The following is an 18735-nucleotide window of genomic DNA, read 5'->3' on the forward strand; positions in this document are numbered from 1 at the left end:
TTTATATATAAAAAAACGGAGGAAGAAAAATGATTTATGTTAATAACAATATATGTATAGAAAACAATCAATTCAGTTTAAGAATGGTAAAATTTGAAGATGCTAAAGATTTATTAAAAGTTTATTCAGACTCAAAGGCTCTACAATTATTTAATAGCGATAATTGTCACCAAAAATGAATATACAAGAAAAAGACATTAATCGTTTTGTAAAGCACAGGAATGAAATTACTCATGATGGATTTTATGCAGTAGACGATGAAATGGCTAATATAGCATTTTTTATGATGTGTTTTTCTTATTTTCTTACATTGATTAGAATTGGATTAAAAGAAGATGAAGTTATTTATCTCGTTGATAAAAGTGATATTATAAGTTAAGGTGAATTTTGTATAAGTTATTTTATTCTTCTTAAAAACTCTTTTTAATGTTTTTGACCTCATACAGCATATTTATAATATGTTTTCAGTTGCATATAAATGTCGTAGTTTTTCCGTAAAAACAAATATTTAAATGAACTATCTGACAAAAAAGTACCCATAAAAAGGGCACAAATCAAGAATAAGCGTATGCAATTATTCGCACCACAGATGAAACAACGTAGTAAATAGTGATAAAATCAATATAATTTTGATTTTAAACCTAAATTGATAGTTAAAATAAAAGCATAGTTTTCTTAAATCATGGAGTAATGTTTAATGACTTTATGGTTGTTAGGAGATTATGCTTTTTTTGTTTGATCTAAATTATATGATTTGAAAGTGACATACAAATTCTAAATAAAGGCACTTTAATAGAATAACAACAGTAAAGCAAAAGTATATTTTAAAAGTATAATATAAAGGAGAGGCTCCTATGAGAGAAACAGGCAGGTATCAATCCAATAATTATTAGAGATTTATACAGTCAATACGACATGGAACATATATACTCATCTCAGTAGAGAAGATCAAAGAAAAGTACTGGGATGATAATGATGAGGTTTTTGATGATGATATGAAGATTAAATTCTAATAGGAACAGTGTTATTTTATTAATTGTATATTAATATATATATTGTATTTAGAATAGCAGATAATGTTAAAAATGTGGTTTATGCAAAAAAGGTAATATTTGAGAAAATAGTATAACATTGGCGATTATTATAAAATTTATATATCAGCTATTACTGTAAATATTTAGTGAATAAGTATGCTGATAGTGAAGATCAAATTACCTATGAGATTTTATATTGAGTAGAAATGAATATAAAAAGATTTATGGGTGTTTTAAAAATTTACTATATAATTTCCTTATATTATTAAAGACAAAGAGTATAAGGATAGAATATGAAATCAATTAAGTTTTATGGCTCAATATTAATTCAAAATCCACCATTATACATTAGATGTTATTTTATGAATTTAAAAAGTATAATTCCGTTAAAATTTTTACATACTTGAAATTGAATAGGTTCAATGTTATAATCTATTTGTGAATCGGGCATTGTTGTATCACAATGCAAAAAGGTAAGGAGTCGCATTCCTTACCTTTTTTGGTTTTTATAGTGAACTTAACACTAGGCTAGTTACCGTTATAAATATTTGTCTAACCATTTGCATATGTAATAAACAATTACACCTGCCATGACAGAAATAATCAAATCGGACATTATTATATCACCTCCTCTCCAAACAGGAGGGACGATAACAAATGTATTATATCAAATAATAATTTGTCTAACAATTTAATATTAAGATATATTATGGTGAAAAAAAGATGTCAATTGTTATATGGATATTTTCAAAAAGTGGCATAAATTTTAGCATACAAAATGAAATAAATATGTATAAAAGTATAAAAATTCCTATGTTTTTGAATATGCGATAACATAAGAAAACACATAAAAACAATATATGAATTGAAATGGATTTAGATTATGTAGAAGCATTGGAATATGGTCTACCTCCAACAGGTGGTATGGGAATGGGTATTGATAGACTTGTTATGTTATTAACTGGACAAGAATCTATTCAAGAAGTTATCTTGTTCCCTCAAATGAAAATTAAAAAATATTTGATAAAATAAAACTAGTTTTGATTTTTAAGTTTAATTAATGGTTAAAATAAAAGCGCAGTTTTCTTATTCATAAAGTAAATCTGATGGCTTTATAAATAAGAAAACTACATTTTTTTGTTTAATTTAAAGTTTTAATGTTTAAACGATTTAAAATTATCATATTTATATTTTATAAATTATTCATTTAGTGTAAACTAAGATTAGCATAAGAAGGAGGGGCTTATATGATAATAAAAAGTATTACAAATCAGTATCTTTTGGAAAATGAGGAGAACCAATATTTTGATAGAAAAAGTGCTAGAATAAAACCTTCTGATATAGTAAGGCATCTTGTTGCTTTTGCAAATGCTAACGGTGGAATCTTAGCTATAGGTATAGAGGATAATGGTATAGTTACAGGTTTTGATTATGAAGGGGCACATTCGATTAATGAATTTTTAGAAGTACCTTATTTCATTGATGGCAATATAAAAGTTATCCATGATGAAAGAACAATTGATAATAAGACAATTTTGTTGTTTGAAATAGAATCTAGTGACAATTATGTTATAAAAACAAGAGATCAAAAGGTTTTTTTAAGAGTAGGAGATAAATCAAAATTATTAAATCATGAACAGGTTACTCAATTAGAATATGATAAAGGTGAACGTAGATTTGAAGATTTAGTTATAGAAGAATCTTCGTTTAATGATGTAGATATTGAATTATTAACTAAATATAAGCAAATATTAGGTACAAATCTTTCTTTAGAAGAAATTCTATATGCAAGATCTTTGATGAAGAATGGTTATCTCACTTATGCAGGAATATTATTGTTTGGAAAATATCCAACAAAATATTTGCCAAATGCAAGAGTGAGATTATTAAAATTTGATGGAAATAAAATGGAAACTGGAAAACGCATAAATATTATTAAAGATATAAATTTTGAAGATGCAATTCCAAAAATTATTGAAAATATAAAAAGGGAGATGCATTCTCAATTAAGAGATTTTCAATATTTAGGTGAGGATGGAGTATTCAAAATAATTCCCGAATACCCAGAGTTTCCATGGCTTGAAGGAATTGTTAATGCTGTTACGCATCGCAATTATTCTTTACAAGGGGATCATATTAGGGTTTCTTTATATGATGATCATTTAGAAATATTTAGTCCAGGAAAGTTACCTAATATAGTGACACTAAAAAATATGAAGTATACTCGTTACTCAAGAAATCCAAGAATTGCTAGAGTTTTGACTGAATTTGGTTATGTAAAAGAACTTAATGAAGGAGTAAAGCGTATATACGATGAAATGCAAGCTTCATTTTTAAATGATCCTATATATACTGAACCAAACTCATCAGCTGTCTTATTAACGCTTGAAAATAGTATTGTTTCAAGAAAGACGAGAAAAGATGAATATCAAAAGAATAATTTTGATCCAACAATTTTGCCAGAAAAACAATTATTAGTTTATGGTATTATTTCTGGTCATCCTGGTTTGAATACGAGAGAAATTGCAGATTTATTATCGATTAAAAAGACAAGCGTAGAAAATGCTGTAAAAATATTAAGAAAAAAAGAAGTTATTGAACATATTGGTACTAGATCAAAAGGTGGATATGTTATTAAGAAATCAGATAATTGAAAGATATAGACCACCGAAAGACCACCGAAAGACCACCGAAAGACCACCGAATTATATTAAATATCAATAATTTTGTTCAAAAAAGTATATATATCATTATGATGAAATAAAAGTAAGCAGAGTGTTATTTAGAAAAGATGAAGTTGATAGTTACTATAGTTTAAATTAAAAATGATAGAAATTGAAATTTTAGATATGAAAAATTAAACAATGAGAATGCTTCGAAAATTTACATGGAGTGATTGAACATTTTAGATTATTCTATTCCCATTTAATACTTTTTTGGATTTGAATCTCACATAGTCCTCTTATACTCACTATATAGGAATAAATAAATATCGTTGATTTTCCATGAAAATGATAAATAAAAATAGTGCTATTAAAAAATGCCGATAAAAAGGGAATGTTTGAATATTGTCAAGAAAAATAGGTTCAAGATATAGATGAAACAACGTAATAAATAGAGGTAAAATCAAGATAATTTGAATTTTGTAATAAAAAACATATTAATAAAATAGCATGTGCAATATTTTAATAAATATCATAATTATGAGTCTATTTATCAAAAAGCACATGCCTTTTATTTTGAGCCATTATAAGTGATTGTTATACAAGTGGATGCATAAAAATATTCTTTGAATAAAACTGCCCAAAATAGTCATACTTAAAATTAAGTAGGTTACATGTTATGATCTGCTTGTAAATCGAAAAGCATTATATCAAATGTAAAAAGGTAAGGAATGGTACTCCTTACCTTTTATAGTTTTTAGGGTGAACTTAACACTAGACTAGTTATCTTTATAAATATTGCCTAACGATTTAATAACGAAATAAATATGTAAAAATTTATAAAAAATAGATTTATATATTAGTTTTTTTGATGTATGTAAAAGAAGATTTTTATGATATTTTAGTATAGCATAAAGATCTTTTTTAATATCATATATTAATTGATCATTTGGATAATGATAATAAGTATATAAAAATTTAAATTATAATTTATAATTTAAATTTTTTAGCAAGAGCTTCAATTTGACTTTTAGAAATACCAAAACGCGTACATAAATCTTCAATATATTGATTCAATTCTTCAGGAGATTTATTTTCCATATCTTTTTCATTGATTCCCAAACCATGCATCATACTTTTTACTTGATCAAACATTGAAGAATCGCCATTATTATATTTATTCATCATATCATCATAGTATTTTTTAGCGCCTTCAAGCATCTCATCTTCTTGCTGTTTTTTTTCTTCAAACTGTTTTTGAAGTTCTAATAAAACATCGATTTCTTCGCTATCTAATTCTAATTCATCAAAAAAATCTAATGCTTGATTACATAAAAGCTCAACTTCTAAATCATAATTTTCCTGGTCCAATTTATTAATTAATTCAAAATTATAAAAAAATTCTTGAATTCTTTGTTGCTGCTGATTTGATAAAACAATATCCTCATATTCATCATTTAAAAGATCGTTTAAAACAATGGTAGTATAATAAATAACTTTTTCATGAGATGTCAAAATCATTTTTGTTTCTATAGAAGTTATTTTTGAAAGTAAATCAATAAATTTTTTAGAATTAATAAAAGAATTATCAAAATTATACTGACGATCTTTAGTAGCAATATAACTAATACTAGTATTTTTTTTATATTCTAACTTGATGATTTCGTCATAATTAATAATACCTGATTCATTAAGTAAAAAATAAATATTTTTGTTAGTAAAAATCATTCCTAAACTACCATCTTTATTTTCACTACAGTCAATAAAAGCAATTATATCTGTAATATCGTTACTGCCAAAAGTATATATTGCATTACCTATTTGACTAGGGATGTTTTCATAAGAATAAAACACCCCATTTATTACAAAATCGTTGTCTAAAAACGATAATATTTCTTTTTTATCCATATACTTCTCCTTTTTTATTTACTTAATTTTGTTTCATATTGCAATTGTTGAATCATTTCTTTGCATAAACTAAGAAAATCATCTTTTTCCATTCCTTTAACGATTGCCTCACTGCCAAGTAGTTGTAAGTCACTAAAAATACGATCTTTAAAATCAGTTGATATATTTGAACTAGGAAAAACTTTGGCTCCATGGCGGCGATCAATACAAATATATCCCTCTTGTTTTAATAAAGCATATGCTTTATTAACGGTCATATTATTAACATGAAGATCATTAGCTAAACTTCTAACTGTTGGTAACGACTCCCCATATTTAAATTGCCCGTTTCCAATCCCTCTTACAATTTCATTTCGCAGCTGGATATATATAGGAATATCACTATTATAATTTAAATTAATTATCATGTTCAATCACCTCTAATAATTTATTGTAAAATTTTTTAGTATCATCAATTCTATCATCATTAATTATATACGTTTTATCACTAGTGTAAATAACGATATAGCAATCATGCAAACTAGCTAAATAAACATAACATTTCCCATATTTATCAAATTCATAATTCCCTTTAGCATAAATACCGGTATCACTACCATTTGTTCTTATACCTTTACCTAAATCATTTGAGATTTCAATCTTTTCAATATTACTAGTATCTATAACATGATGATAAAACTGACTTGAAATAATAATTTCATTATTTTGTAATGATAAATCAACTAAATTATTAGTTAGATCTAAATAATAAGGATAGCCAAACAACCAAGTTAAAAAAACAATAATAGTTAAAATAATTCCCCCAACAAAATAGCGATAGCTTTTTTTAGCTGTATTAAAAGTAAGTTGACTGCCACCAGGCATAGAAATAAGTGTTCTTGGATCATAAGGATTATAATAGACAGGACCAAATATACCTATTTTCCAACAATCATCATCACTGATAGTATAATTAGTTTCTTTGAAGTGTAAAAGAATATTTGCTTTTTTATTGCGATAGTCATGAACTTTATATAATGTAATAATTATTGAAATTAATGAAAGTAGAATAGAGATAAAAAGATATATGAAAGTTAATTTTTCTAAAAGATAAAGCTGTATTACTAAATTAAATAGCGAATCACATAAAATCAAAAAGAAAAAGCAGTCATAAAAAGTATTTTTTCGTAATAGATTAATTGTTATGTTAGCTTCAGAATTATCACAAAAGGTTTGATTGGCTTGTTTTTTTATAAATAATAAACCAATCAATAATACTAGTATTTGTAAAAACATATATGGATACATCGTTATATCAGCATCATATTTGACCATTAAGATAATTGTAAAAAGATCAATTAAAAGAACGATTATATAACGTTGTAAACCAAACGAATGTTTTTCCATTGATGAAGAAAGCTGTAAATCGACTTTATATGATTTATCACTTAAAACAAGCCAATTATTTTCTTTTTTTATTTCTAATAATTTATTACGAGCTTCTTTAAAAGGAATTTGAAGAATGAAAATATTTATAAAAATGACAATTATAAGAAACAACAAAAATAAAAATGGTGAAAGTAATTTTGCTAATAAAATAAATATAACTGGTAATATAAAACTGCAAATAAACATTAAATTAAGACGTTTGTTATAACGTGATATTACTTGTTGTACGGGTACAGATTCAAGAGCATAATCAGGTAAAGTAACTAAAAATAATAGTCCTTCTTTATACTTTGCATCTCTTTTCGAAGAATAATAAAAAACAATATTAATAAACACAATACTTATAATTATAAGTAACATATAAACCACCTCTTTGTATTATTAATTCTAATACAAATAATACAAAGAGTCAATAAAATTAACTACGATCATCTTCGTAGTTAATTAATATATTTAGTCTCCAAACGAAATACCTAATAATTTAGCTTGATTAACTTCTTCGCTATTAACATCAACATATTTTAATTTACCTGCAGATTCAATTAAAGGAATAGCAGTAACAGAATTATCCTTATATACTACTAATTTGCCAAAGTCGTTATTCATAATCAAACTAGCACCTTCAATACCAAAACGTGTTGCCATTAAGCGATCATATGGACAAGGATTACCACCACGTTGTACATGACCCACACAAGATACTCTTATCTCGCTATCAGTATAATGACTTAGCTGTTTGGCAATATCATAGACAACCGAATGTCCTTCACGTGCAGCAACTTTTAATTTATATTGTTTTTTAGTAAGAGCAGCTTCTGCTTTAGAAATAGCACCTTCAGAACAAGCGATAATAGTGAATTTTTTTCCTGCCATTTCACGTTGTTTTATTGCTGCAGCTATTTTTTCAATATCATAAGGAATTTCAGGTAATAAGATTACATCAGCTCCAGAAGCAATTCCTGCTGCAAGACAGATATGCCCCACTTTATGGCCCATAATTTCAACGATAAAAATTCGATTATGACTAGCTGCAGTGGTATGGATTTGATCAAGGTAATTAGTTGCAATATCAATGGCTGATTGATATCCAAAAGTATAATCAGTTCCCCAAGTATCATTATCGATAGTTTTAGGAAGAGCAATAATATTCAAACCATTTTGAGCCAATAAATTAGCCGACTTTAAAGATCCATTCCCACCTAAAACAACTAAACAATCTAATTTAAGTTTCTTGTACGTTTGAATCATTGCTTCTACTTTATTAAAGCCGTTTTCAATTACTTGCATTTTCTTAAATGGACATCTTGATGTTCCTAAAATAGTTCCACCGATATTAATGATGCCGGAAAAGTCACTTGGTTTCATAATTTTATAGTCACCAAACATCAATCCTTTATATCCAGATAAAAAACCAATGATTTCAAGATCTTTAACATTTTGATATAAGGTTTTAACTAAACCTCTCATTGTAGCATTTAAAGATTGACAATCACCACCACTTGTTAGTATACCTATGCGCATATAATCACTCCTTTAAAAAAATATATAATCTAATATTAACGACTATTTAAAGAAATATTCCTGACTATTAAGTTCTGGCAATTTGTTTTTAATACGCTTATACGTACTGTCTGCTAATAACTCATATGCCTTAACATTATCTTGTAACATCGTATCAAACATGAAAATAATTCTCTTTTTTATTTTTTCATCTAAAATAGGAGCTGCTACTTCAACTCTACGAGAAAGATTTCTTGTCATTAAATCAGCAGAAGAAATATATATTTTTTGGTCTTCTCCAGTACCAAAGATATAAATTCGCGAATGTTCTAAGTATCGCCCCACAATTGAAATAATGCGAATGTTTTCAGTGTAATCTTTTATTCCAGGAATAATACAACAAATTCCTCTAACGATCATATCAATTTTAACTCCAGCCTGGCTAGCCTCAATTAATTTGTCGATCATTTGTTTACTAGTAATTGAATTACATTTAAAACCGATATAACTATCTTTACCAGCTTTAGCTAAAGCAATTTGTTCATCAATATATTCAAATATTTTTGTAATCATACAGTTAGGAGCAACCATCAAGTAGTTAACTTGATTTTCAGTTTCTCCAAGACTTAAATGATTGAAAATAGCATTAATTTCTTCGCCGATTTCACGATTAGATGTCATTAATGATAAATCAGTATATAATTTAGCAGTATTTTCATTATAATTACCAGTTCCTACTTGGCATACATATTGAATACCATGACTATTTTTGCAAGTTATCAAACATAATTTTGAATGAACTTTTAAACCATCTAGACCATATATAACACGGCATCCAGATTCTTCTAGACGCTTAGACCAGTCAATATTATTTTCTTCATCAAATCGCGCTCTTAATTCTACTAGAACAACTACTTCTTTACCATTTTCAGCAGCTTTGATTAAAGATTTAACAATTTTAGAATTTTTAGCTACTCGATATAATGTCATCTTAATACTAGCAACACTAGGATCTAGACTAGCTTCATCTAATAATCTTAAAAATGGTGACATTGATTCAAATGGATATGCAAGTAAAATATCTTTCTTTAAAATTTGTTTGATCATTGGAGTTCGATTTTCTACCAATGGACTATTTTTAGCTTCTAGTTTTTTATAAAACATTTCTGGGTGCATAAATTTCAAATGTTCTCTTAATTCATTAATAAATTTTAAATCAAGTGGTGCACTAGAAATATATATTTGATGCTTTTTCAAATTTAAGAAATTCATCAACATTAAAATTTCCAATTCTTCTAATCCTTCTGACATTTCTAATCGTATAGGACATAATTTTCTTCTTTGTTTAATTAAAGTTTCCATCATTTCACGATAATCTTCATGCCCCTCTAATGAATGATCATCTTCATCTATATCCGCACTTCTTGTAACTCTTATAAATGCCTTGTTTTTAATAGTATATTTAGCAAATATTTTAGAGATAAAATGTAAAATTATATCCTCAACCAAAATAAATTTACTTTGCATACTAGGAACAGCCAGCATGCGATTGTCCATAGCATTACCGCAGGAAATTATTCCCATTTTACGTTTACCTTTTTTAGATTCTAATTGAACGATAATATATAATTCACGATTATTTAAAAAAGGAAAAGGTTGTCTTTTTGATACTACTTGCGGTGAAATTAAAGGTAAAATCTCTTGATTAAAATAATTTTCAAAATATTTACGATCTTCCTTGTTTTTCAATTGGTGGAATTTAATAATTCCCCAGCCATAATTCTCTAACTCACTCATGATGTTATGATAAATACGATCTTTTTTTCTGTTTAAATAAGTTATTCTTTTTAAACACGCTTTTAACTGTTCTTCTCCTGTCATTCCTGTTTTGTTATCTTTTGATGCTGGATAAAAAAGCATTTGATCATATAAAGAACCAATTCTAACCATAAAAAATTCGTCAAGATTTGATTGAAAAATTGAAATAAAGCTTAGTTTTTCTCCTAATGGTACTTTAGAATCTTTGGCCTGCATTAAAACTCGATCATTGAATTTTAACCATGATAGCTCTCTATTTTCTCTACATTTATACATTATATTATATCCTCCTCTATATAACATCAAAATAATATTTATCCAAAAATTTATCAAGAAAAATTCAACAGTTAACTAAATATTTACATGCAGTTAATATATAGTTAATAAAAATACTGTCAATAGTATTTAGATATTAAAATTTTACAACTAATTATCTTTAATATCAATGAAATAATCTAAAAATATATAATTACTAAAACTTGGTTATGAAGTAAGTAAAAAATTACTAAAACCATTGTTAAAAAAGCGCTTACGTGGTAGGATTTAAGTGTGCAATTATAAAAGATATTAATGGGATATTGGAAAAGGAGGAAAAAAATGAAAAAAAGTTGGGACAAGAAGATTTCAGCTGCACTAACAGCTACATTGTTATTATCTGTAGCTCCAGTCAACATTCTAGCTAAACCCGATGATAGCATTACTCAGTCTACGCCTGAAGATGTATTTGTGGATATTATTGGAGAAGGTGAGCGTTCTACTTTATTCAATGAAAATTGGAAATTTCATCGCGGTGATGTCGCTAATGCACAAAATGTAGATTTCAATGATACATCATGGGAAAATGTTAATTTACCTCATGATTATAGTATTGATCAGGAATTTACTACAAGCGGAGAAGCTGAAAGTGGATTTTTACCAGGAGGTATAGGATGGTATCGCAAGACATTTGTCGTACCAGAAAAATATCAAGGCAAACAGCTTATGGTTGAATTTGATGGTGCTTATATGAATGCAGAGGTTTATTTAAATGGAAAGAAGTTAGGTGAACATCCATATGGATATACAGCATTTGCTTTCGATCTTACGGATGAATTGGTTTTCGATGGTAAGACAGAAAATGTTTTGGTTGTAAAAACAAACAATAAAATTCCTAGTAGTAGATGGTATTCTGGAAGTGGAATTTATCGAGATGTAACTTTAACAGTTACTGATGAAGTACATATTGGATATAATGGCACACAAATCGTTGCTAAAGATTTAGAAACAAATAAGGATAAAACTGTAGAAGTTGATGTAACAACAACAGTAGAAAATGATAGCAGCGTTAATAAAACAGTGACTGTAAAAAATACGTTATTCGATGAATTTGGTCAAGCAGCTAGTAATACAACTTCTAGCCAAATTGAAATAGCAGCAGATGATAGTCAAGATGTAAAACAGATCGTCGAAATAGAATCACCAGAATTATGGTCAGTTGATGATGCGAATATGTATACATTGAAGACAGAAATAGTAGATGGAAATGAAGTTTTAGATACATATGAAACTGATTATGGTTTCCGTTATTATAATTTTGATAACAGCACTGGTTTTTCATTGAATGGTGAAAACATGAAATTAAAAGGTGTATGTATGCACCATGATCAAGGAGCTTTAGGAGCAGTTGCTAATCGTGACGCTATTGAACGACAAGTAAAAATTTTAAAAGAAATGGGATGTAATGCGATTCGGGTTACACATAACCCTGCAGCTTCAGCTTTATTAGATATTTGTAATGAATATGGAATTCTTGTTATTAATGAAGCTTTTGATGGCTGGACAGAATATAAAAATGGAAATGTTAATGACTATACTTCTCATTTTGAAGAAACGATTACTGCAGATAATCAAATTATTAACGGTGAAGCAGGAATGCAGTGGGGTGAATTTGATGTTAAAGCCATGGTAGATGGAGCAAAAAATGATCCTAGCGTAATTATGTGGTCAATTGGAAATGAAATTGATGAAGGTGTTTCTGGCAGCACAACTCATTATGTAGATGTAGCTGGAAATATTATTAACTGGATTCAAGAAGTAGATACATCACGTCCGATCACTAATGGTGATAATCGTAAAAATACTAATCCTAGTGCAATAATCAGTCAAATCAATCAACTGATTTATGAATCAGGTGGTGTTGTGGGAATGAATTATGCTAGTAATAGTCAAACTGTTTCTATGCATAATGCTTATCCTGATTGGCCGTTATATGGTTCAGAAACAGCAAGTTCAATTCATAGTCGTGGTGTTTATAATGTTACTGGTAGAGATAACACTAATCTTCAAATGTCAGAATATGATAATGATGAAGCCAAGGTAGGCTGGGGTCATTCAGCAAGTGATGCTTGGAGTTTTGTAATCCAAAATGATTTTAATGCGGGTGAATTCGTTTGGACAGGATTCGATTATATTGGTGAACCAACGCCATGGAATGGAGTAGGAACTGGTAGTGTAAGTGGTCAAGGAGCAAAACCGAATTCATCTTATTTTGGTATCGTAGATACTGCGGGATTTGCAAAAGACACATATTATTTATATAAGAGTTTATGGGATGAAAATAGTACTACTTTACATTTAATGTCAACTTGGAACAATAATGAAATAGTTAAAGATTCAAGTGGTAAAATCAAAGTAGATGTATTTACAAATGCAGCTAAAGTAGAATTATATTTAAATGGTGAAAAAATTGCTGAAGATACTGCAACTAAGCATACAACTGCTTTAGGATATACATATCAAACATTCTCTAGTGGTGAATTTTATCCAAGTTTTAAAGTTGATTGGGCAGCTGGAAAGTTGAGTGCTAAAGCTTATGATGAAGATGGTAATTTAATTAGTGATACTGAAGGTAGAGATAGTGTATCAACTAATGGTGATGCAACTAAATTAGATGCTTATGCAGATAAAAATGAAATAACTGCTGATGGAAGCAGCTTATCTTATATAACTGTAGATGTAAAAGATGTAAATAATAATGTAGTAGCTGGTGCTGACAATAGAATTACTTTTGATATAGAGGGTGAAGGAAAAATAGTTGGTGTTGATAACGGAGATCCTTCAGATACTGATAGTTATAAAGGTAATACGAGAAAAGCTTTCCATGGTAAAGCTTTGGTAATTGTTCAATCTACAAAAAATGAAGGCTCTTTTACATTAACTGCAAGTTCTGATGGTTTAGCTTCGTCAAGTGTGACAGTAAATACAAAGAGAACGGCTGTTGAAGGAGATATATATTTACAAAGTTATAAAATTTCTAAAAATATGTATATCTCAGTTGGTCAAGAACCAATTTTACCAGAAGCAGTAGTAGGTACTTATAATAATGGTGAAACTAAAGATTTAACGATTAATTGGGATAGTTATGATAAAGCACAAATAAATAATGTTGGTGAATTTATAATTACAGGAAAATTACAAGATAGTGATGCAATTGTATCTGTAAATATTCATGTGATTGGTGAAGTTGTAGCAATGGAAGGGTATTCAACAGTAACTAATGTTGGAGTTACTCCATCTATGCCCCAAACATTACGTGGTATTTATGAAAACGGTGAATATAGTGAAGCATTTCCAGTAAACTGGGATATTCCTGAAAATGCTTTTGCAACTGAAGGAATTGTAACGATTAATGGTACAGCAAATATTTTGGGTAATATCCAAAATGTTAAGGCAACGATCAGAGTCGCACCAGAATTAGCAGAATCTACTAATATTGCTTCTAAAAATAATACTGACGCTCCAGTATTTACTAATGGTAGAATGCAAAATGGTACAGCTAGCGAGCCTTCAACATCAGCAATTAGTGATTCATTGCTTAAATTAAATGATGGTATTACTAATAATAGTAGTGATACTAATGCTAGGTGGACTAACTGGGCAATTAGAGACGAAAGTCCAGCTGTCGATACATATGTTCAATTAGAATGGCAAAATGAATATACGATGCAAAATGTAAAATTATGGCATTTTACAGACAGTGCATATAGTGTTTTACCAGGCGATGATAATGTTCGTTTTGAATATTTTGATAGTAGTACAAATGAATGGAAGGAAATAGAATCTTCTCATATTACTCAGGTATCATATCTTTCTGGGGATACACCATATGGATTTATAAATCCTGTTACAACAAGTAAGTTGAGAATTTGGTTAAAAGCACCTCAAGCAGGTAAATGTATCGGTTTAACAGAAGTTGAAGTTTATAATTATGTTGAAAAAACATTAGCTAATTCAACAGCTAACCTTGATGAATTAAAATTAAATGGTACAGCAATAGAAAACTTTGAAGGTTTTGAAGGGTATAATACAGAAACTAAAACTTATACAATTAATCTAGGAAATAATGATTATCCAAGTATTGAAGCTCTTGCTTACAATAATGAAGCAATTACGGTTTTACCAGTATATGATAATGAAGTTAAAATTATTGTTAAATCTGAAGATGGAAATACTACAGAAATATATAAAATTAAATATATCAAGACAGTAGTAAATAAAGAAGAGTTAATAAATTATGTAACTAGTTCAAATATTACTATGGCTATAGAAGCAGCTGATAAATATACCGCAGCTACATATCAAGTATTCAAAGCAGCCTATGATGGTGCAAATGAAGTAATAGCTAATGAATCAGCAACCCAACAACAAGTAGATGATGCTTATTATGCTTTACAAACAGCTTATGCAAATTTAAAGAAAGTATCAACAGGTGAGACAGTTGATAAAACTGCGTTATCTATCGCTGTACAAATGGCTGAAGCAGTATCTGATACTGATTTAGAAAATGTAGTACCTGCTGTAGTAAACGAATTTAAAGAAGCTTTAGAAGAGGCTAAATATGTTTTAAATGATGATAATGCTAGTCAAGAAACAGTAGAAACTTCATTTGAACGTTTAGCTAATGCAATGTGGAAATTAGAATTCTTTAAGGGAGATAAGGAATTATTACGATCATTTATAGATCAATTCTGTAACTTAAATGAAACGGATTATAGCAAAGTAACATGGACAGTTTTTGAAACTGCATTAAATAATGCTAATGAGGTATTAGCAGATGAAAATGCAATGCAGGAAGAGGTAGATGAAACTTATACTAAATTAGTAAAAGCATTCTTGCAGTTAAAATTAATACCAAATAAAGATTTATTAAATGAATTAATAAATAAAGCTGAAAGTTTAAATGCAGCTAATTATACGATAGCGTCATGGAATAGTTTACAAAATACTTTAAATGATGTTAAAGTTGTTTTTGAAAATCCAGAGGCAACTGTTGAAGAAGTTACTAATGCTCAATCAGCAATTGAGGCAGCAATAGCTAATTTAGTTACAAATTCAAATAATTCAGTTGATTTGAATACAGATCCAGTAAAATCAAGTGTAAAAGATAGTGCAATCAAAACAGGTGATGCAACAAGCTTTGCTGGTGTAACCAGTTTAGCTGCTTCATTAACAGCTTTAGGATACTTATTTGTATCTAGAAAGAAAAAAGATTGATTAAATTAAAAGGCAGAATTTTCTGCCTTTTAATATTATCTTAAAATTTTTTACTAACAAAAAAGGCAACGTTTTGTTGCCTTTAATCATTGGTTAAATTAAATTTCTCTAAAATATAGAAAATAAGTGATAATAACATAGCGACAATACAAGCTAATACCATCCCAGTTAACTGAATCCCACCAAAATTCAAAGTAATACTGCTTAATCCAGTTACGAAAACTACAGATGTTAAAATAAGATTTTTGTTTATTGAATAATCAACATGTTGATCAACTAATATTCTAAGTCCACTTGTACCAATCATTCCATAAAGCAGGAAACTAATTCCACCAATTACGGGACCAGGAATAGTTTGAATCAAAGCCGATAGAGGACCTACAAAAGAACAGATGATCGAGATGATCGCAGCACCAGCAATAACTTGAACACTGTATACACCTGTAATTGCCATTACTCCAATATTTTCACCATATGTAGTTGTTGGAACTGATCCAATTAATCCCGAAATCATTGTCGAAAAGTTATCACCTAATAAAGAACGATGTAATCCAGGATCTTTGATTAAATCACGACCGATAATTTTTCCTGTTACGACTTGATGACCGATATGTTCAGATGTAATAACAAGAATAACAGGTAAAATCATTAAAATTGCATTAATATCAAATTTTGGGGTAGTAAAATTAGGAAGAGCAAATAATTTTGCACTAGTGACAGCTGAAAAGTCTACCAAACCAAAACAGATAGCAGAGATATAACCACAAATAATAGCAATTAAAATGGGAATTACACTTAAAAACTTTCTAAAACAAATATTTCCAATAACAGCTACACCTAAAGTAATTAAAAATACTCCAACGTTAGCTGCTTGAATATTATCCCCTAATAAACCAGCGTTGCTAGCTGCCGTAGCACTAAGCTCTAAACCAATCAAAGCTACAACTGGTCCCATAGCTGCTGGTGGTAAAACAATGTCGATCCATTTGGTACCACATTTTTTAATTATAAAGGCTAATATACATCCACAAAAACCAACGACTACAAATCCCCCTAAAGCATAAGGATATCCAAATTTACTTATTACAATGTTTGCTGGAGCAATAAAAGCAAAGCTAGAGCCTAAATAAGCTGGGGCCTTTCCTTTAGTAATCAAGATAAATAATAATGTTCCGATTCCGTTCATAAAAAGAACGATAGCTGGATTTATCCCAAATAAAAACGGCACTAAAACACTAGCTCCAAACATTGCAAACATGTGTTGCAATGATAAAGGCAGCAGCAGTTTTCCAGGAACTTTTTCTTCTACTTGAATAATACGTTTTTTAGACATTTTTTCCTCCTTTTAACCGACTGTATTATGTCATTTTTTTTCTATAATGTCTAGTTAAACTTTGACTTTTATAAAAGTAGCAAAAATAAAGGTTTTTGCATGAATGTGAAAATTTATCTTTTTATGTTATACTTTTTAAAAGGAAGGTAATTATGAAGATACGTAAAGCAACAATCAATGATTTAGAAGAGATAACCAGAATTGAAGCAATTTGTTTTCCTGAAAGTGAAGCAGCATCAAAAGAATCTTTAAAAAATAGACTATTAATTTATCCTGAACATTTTTGGCTTTTAATAAAAGATGATAAAATAATAAGTTTTATTAATGGTATGGTTACTGATGAGGTTACTATTAGTGATGAAATGTTTGAAAATGCTGATTTACATAATCCCCAAGGAAACTATCAGGCTATATTTGGGGTAGATACATTACCAGAATATCAAAAAAGAGGCTATGCTGGAAAACTAATGGAAGTTTTGATTAAAGAAGCACGAGATCAAGGACGAAAAGGATGTATATTAACTTGTAAAAAAGAATTACTCCCTTTTTATGAAAAATTTGGTTATATAAATAATGGGGTTTCAAAATCTGTTCATGGTGGAGCAGTTTGGTATGATATGAAATTAGAGTTTAAAAATGAATGATTTAACTAAAATGGGAAAGTATCTAAGTTTGATTTTAAGGCATAAGCCTGAAATAATTGGTATAGAGCTTGATGATCATGGATGGGCAGAAGTTAGTGCATTAATTGAAGGAATCAATAAAACAGGTCGCTATATTGATAAAGAGATTCTCGATAAAATTGTTGAGACAAATAATAAAAAACGTTATCAATATAACGTGAATCAAACTAAGATCAGAGCAAATCAGGGACATTCAATTAATGTGGATGTTGAATTACAAGAAAAATCTCCACCAAACTTGTTGTATCATGGAACAGCTAAGAAAAGTTTAGAGAATATAAAAAAATCTGGAATCAAGAAAATGGAGCGTTTATATGTTCATCTATCTAAAGATGTTGAAACAGCTAAGAATGTTGGGAAAAGACATGGACTACCTGTAGTATTGGTAATCGATACTAAAGCAATGGTAAAAGATGGATATATATTTTATTATTCTAATAATGGTGTTTGGTTATGTGATGATATTGATTATAAGTATGTAAAAAAAGTGATAGATTAGCTACAATGTCATTAAGTTAGGCATTAAAATACTGAAAAAGCTCTTTAATGTAATTTAAAGAGACTTTTTTATTTAGCTATTGACAAATAGTGAGAATCGTGTGGCTAGTAATGAATAGCAAAATATTCATTACTAGCCCTTTTTAGTAGATGTATTTTTTAGGAGGTATTACATATGATGAAACATTCAAATTCAAACATCTACTATTCACCAAAAAAGATCAAAAAGATTCTCAATCAATCTATCGATTTTACTCTTGAAGGGATTCAGTGCTTCTGCCATGATCCAATCTCAAATTTTACTCGTAATCGCTTATTACCTGCTCGTATATTGATTG

The 18735-nt window shown here is 28.6% G+C and carries 11 protein-coding genes and 1 pseudogene; 6 read left to right on the forward strand and 6 right to left on the reverse strand.

All coding sequences use genetic code 11. The annotated features are described in order from the left end of the window. Positions 1 to 175: 175 nt before the first annotated feature. The 3 genes and pseudogenes from BR82_RS0102685 (at position 176) to BR82_RS0102695 (ending at position 3688) form a co-directional block, all read left to right on the forward strand. Positions 176 to 379, forward strand: coding sequence for a hypothetical protein (locus tag BR82_RS0102685; protein ID WP_027088915.1), 204 nt, complete (start codon positions 176 to 178; stop codon positions 377 to 379). Between the two features lie 1522 nt (positions 380 to 1901). Further along, positions 1902 to 2066, forward strand: a pseudogene (locus BR82_RS16600) (amino acid--tRNA ligase-related protein); the annotation flags it as partial. A 215-nt stretch (positions 2067 to 2281) separates the two neighbouring features. Continuing rightward, a complete protein-coding gene (locus BR82_RS0102695; RefSeq protein ID WP_034863993.1) occupies positions 2282 to 3688 on the forward strand; it encodes an ATP-binding protein in 1407 nt (468 codons plus the stop codon). 999 nt (positions 3689 to 4687) lie between these two features. On the opposite strand, the gene BR82_RS0102700 is transcribed toward BR82_RS0102695, so the two are convergent. From BR82_RS0102700 to ppk1, 5 genes are all read right to left on the reverse strand, one after another. Continuing rightward, the gene (locus BR82_RS0102700) at positions 4688 to 5605 is read right to left on the reverse strand and encodes a hypothetical protein (protein WP_027088917.1); all 918 of its coding nucleotides are present in this window, start codon (positions 5603 to 5605) and stop codon (positions 4688 to 4690) included. Positions 5606 to 5619: 14 nt separating this feature from the next. Further along, a complete protein-coding gene (locus BR82_RS0102705; protein WP_024721566.1) occupies positions 5620 to 6012 on the reverse strand; it encodes a GntR family transcriptional regulator in 393 nt (130 codons plus the stop codon). Beyond that, complete coding sequence (locus tag BR82_RS0102710; RefSeq protein WP_027088918.1) at positions 6002 to 7393, reverse strand: PH domain-containing protein; 1392 nt, start codon at positions 7391 to 7393, stop codon at positions 6002 to 6004. The genes BR82_RS0102705 and BR82_RS0102710 overlap by 11 nt, the downstream gene beginning before the upstream one ends. Before the next feature lie 93 nt (positions 7394 to 7486). Continuing rightward, entirely contained in the window at positions 7487 to 8554 is a 1068-nt protein-coding gene (locus BR82_RS0102715; RefSeq protein WP_027088919.1) for a 6-phosphofructokinase, read from the reverse strand. A 42-nt stretch (positions 8555 to 8596) separates the two neighbouring features. After that, complete coding sequence (gene ppk1, locus BR82_RS0102720) at positions 8597 to 10627, reverse strand: polyphosphate kinase 1 (RefSeq protein ID WP_027088920.1); 2031 nt, start codon at positions 10625 to 10627, stop codon at positions 8597 to 8599. A gap of 321 nt (positions 10628 to 10948) precedes the next feature. Between ppk1 and BR82_RS0102725 the strand changes: the two genes are divergently transcribed. Then, positions 10949 to 15883, forward strand: a complete 4935-nt coding sequence (locus BR82_RS0102725) for a glycoside hydrolase family 2 TIM barrel-domain containing protein (RefSeq protein ID WP_027088921.1) — start codon at positions 10949 to 10951, stop codon at positions 15881 to 15883. Between the two features lie 82 nt (positions 15884 to 15965). Here the strand turns inward: BR82_RS0102725 and uraA are convergent, their stop codons facing one another. Then, the gene (gene uraA, locus BR82_RS0102730; protein WP_027088922.1) at positions 15966 to 17216 is read right to left on the reverse strand and encodes a uracil permease; all 1251 of its coding nucleotides are present in this window, start codon (positions 17214 to 17216) and stop codon (positions 15966 to 15968) included. A gap of 152 nt (positions 17217 to 17368) precedes the next feature. On the opposite strand from uraA, the gene BR82_RS0102735 reads away from it, so the two are divergent. Both BR82_RS0102735 and BR82_RS0102740 read left to right on the forward strand, forming a co-directional pair. After that, positions 17369 to 17860, forward strand: a complete 492-nt coding sequence (locus BR82_RS0102735) for a GNAT family N-acetyltransferase (RefSeq protein ID WP_027088923.1) — start codon at positions 17369 to 17371, stop codon at positions 17858 to 17860. Further along, positions 17853 to 18398, forward strand: a complete 546-nt coding sequence (locus tag BR82_RS0102740) for an RNA 2'-phosphotransferase (RefSeq protein ID WP_027088924.1) — start codon at positions 17853 to 17855, stop codon at positions 18396 to 18398. Before BR82_RS0102735 ends, BR82_RS0102740 begins: the two co-directional genes overlap by 8 nt. The last annotated feature ends 337 nt before the right edge of the window (positions 18399 to 18735 follow it).

Origin of the sequence: Thomasclavelia saccharogumia DSM 17460 (genome assembly GCF_000686665.1) — a bacterium.
Lineage (GTDB): Bacteria > Bacillota_I > Bacilli_A > Erysipelotrichales > Coprobacillaceae > Thomasclavelia > Thomasclavelia saccharogumia.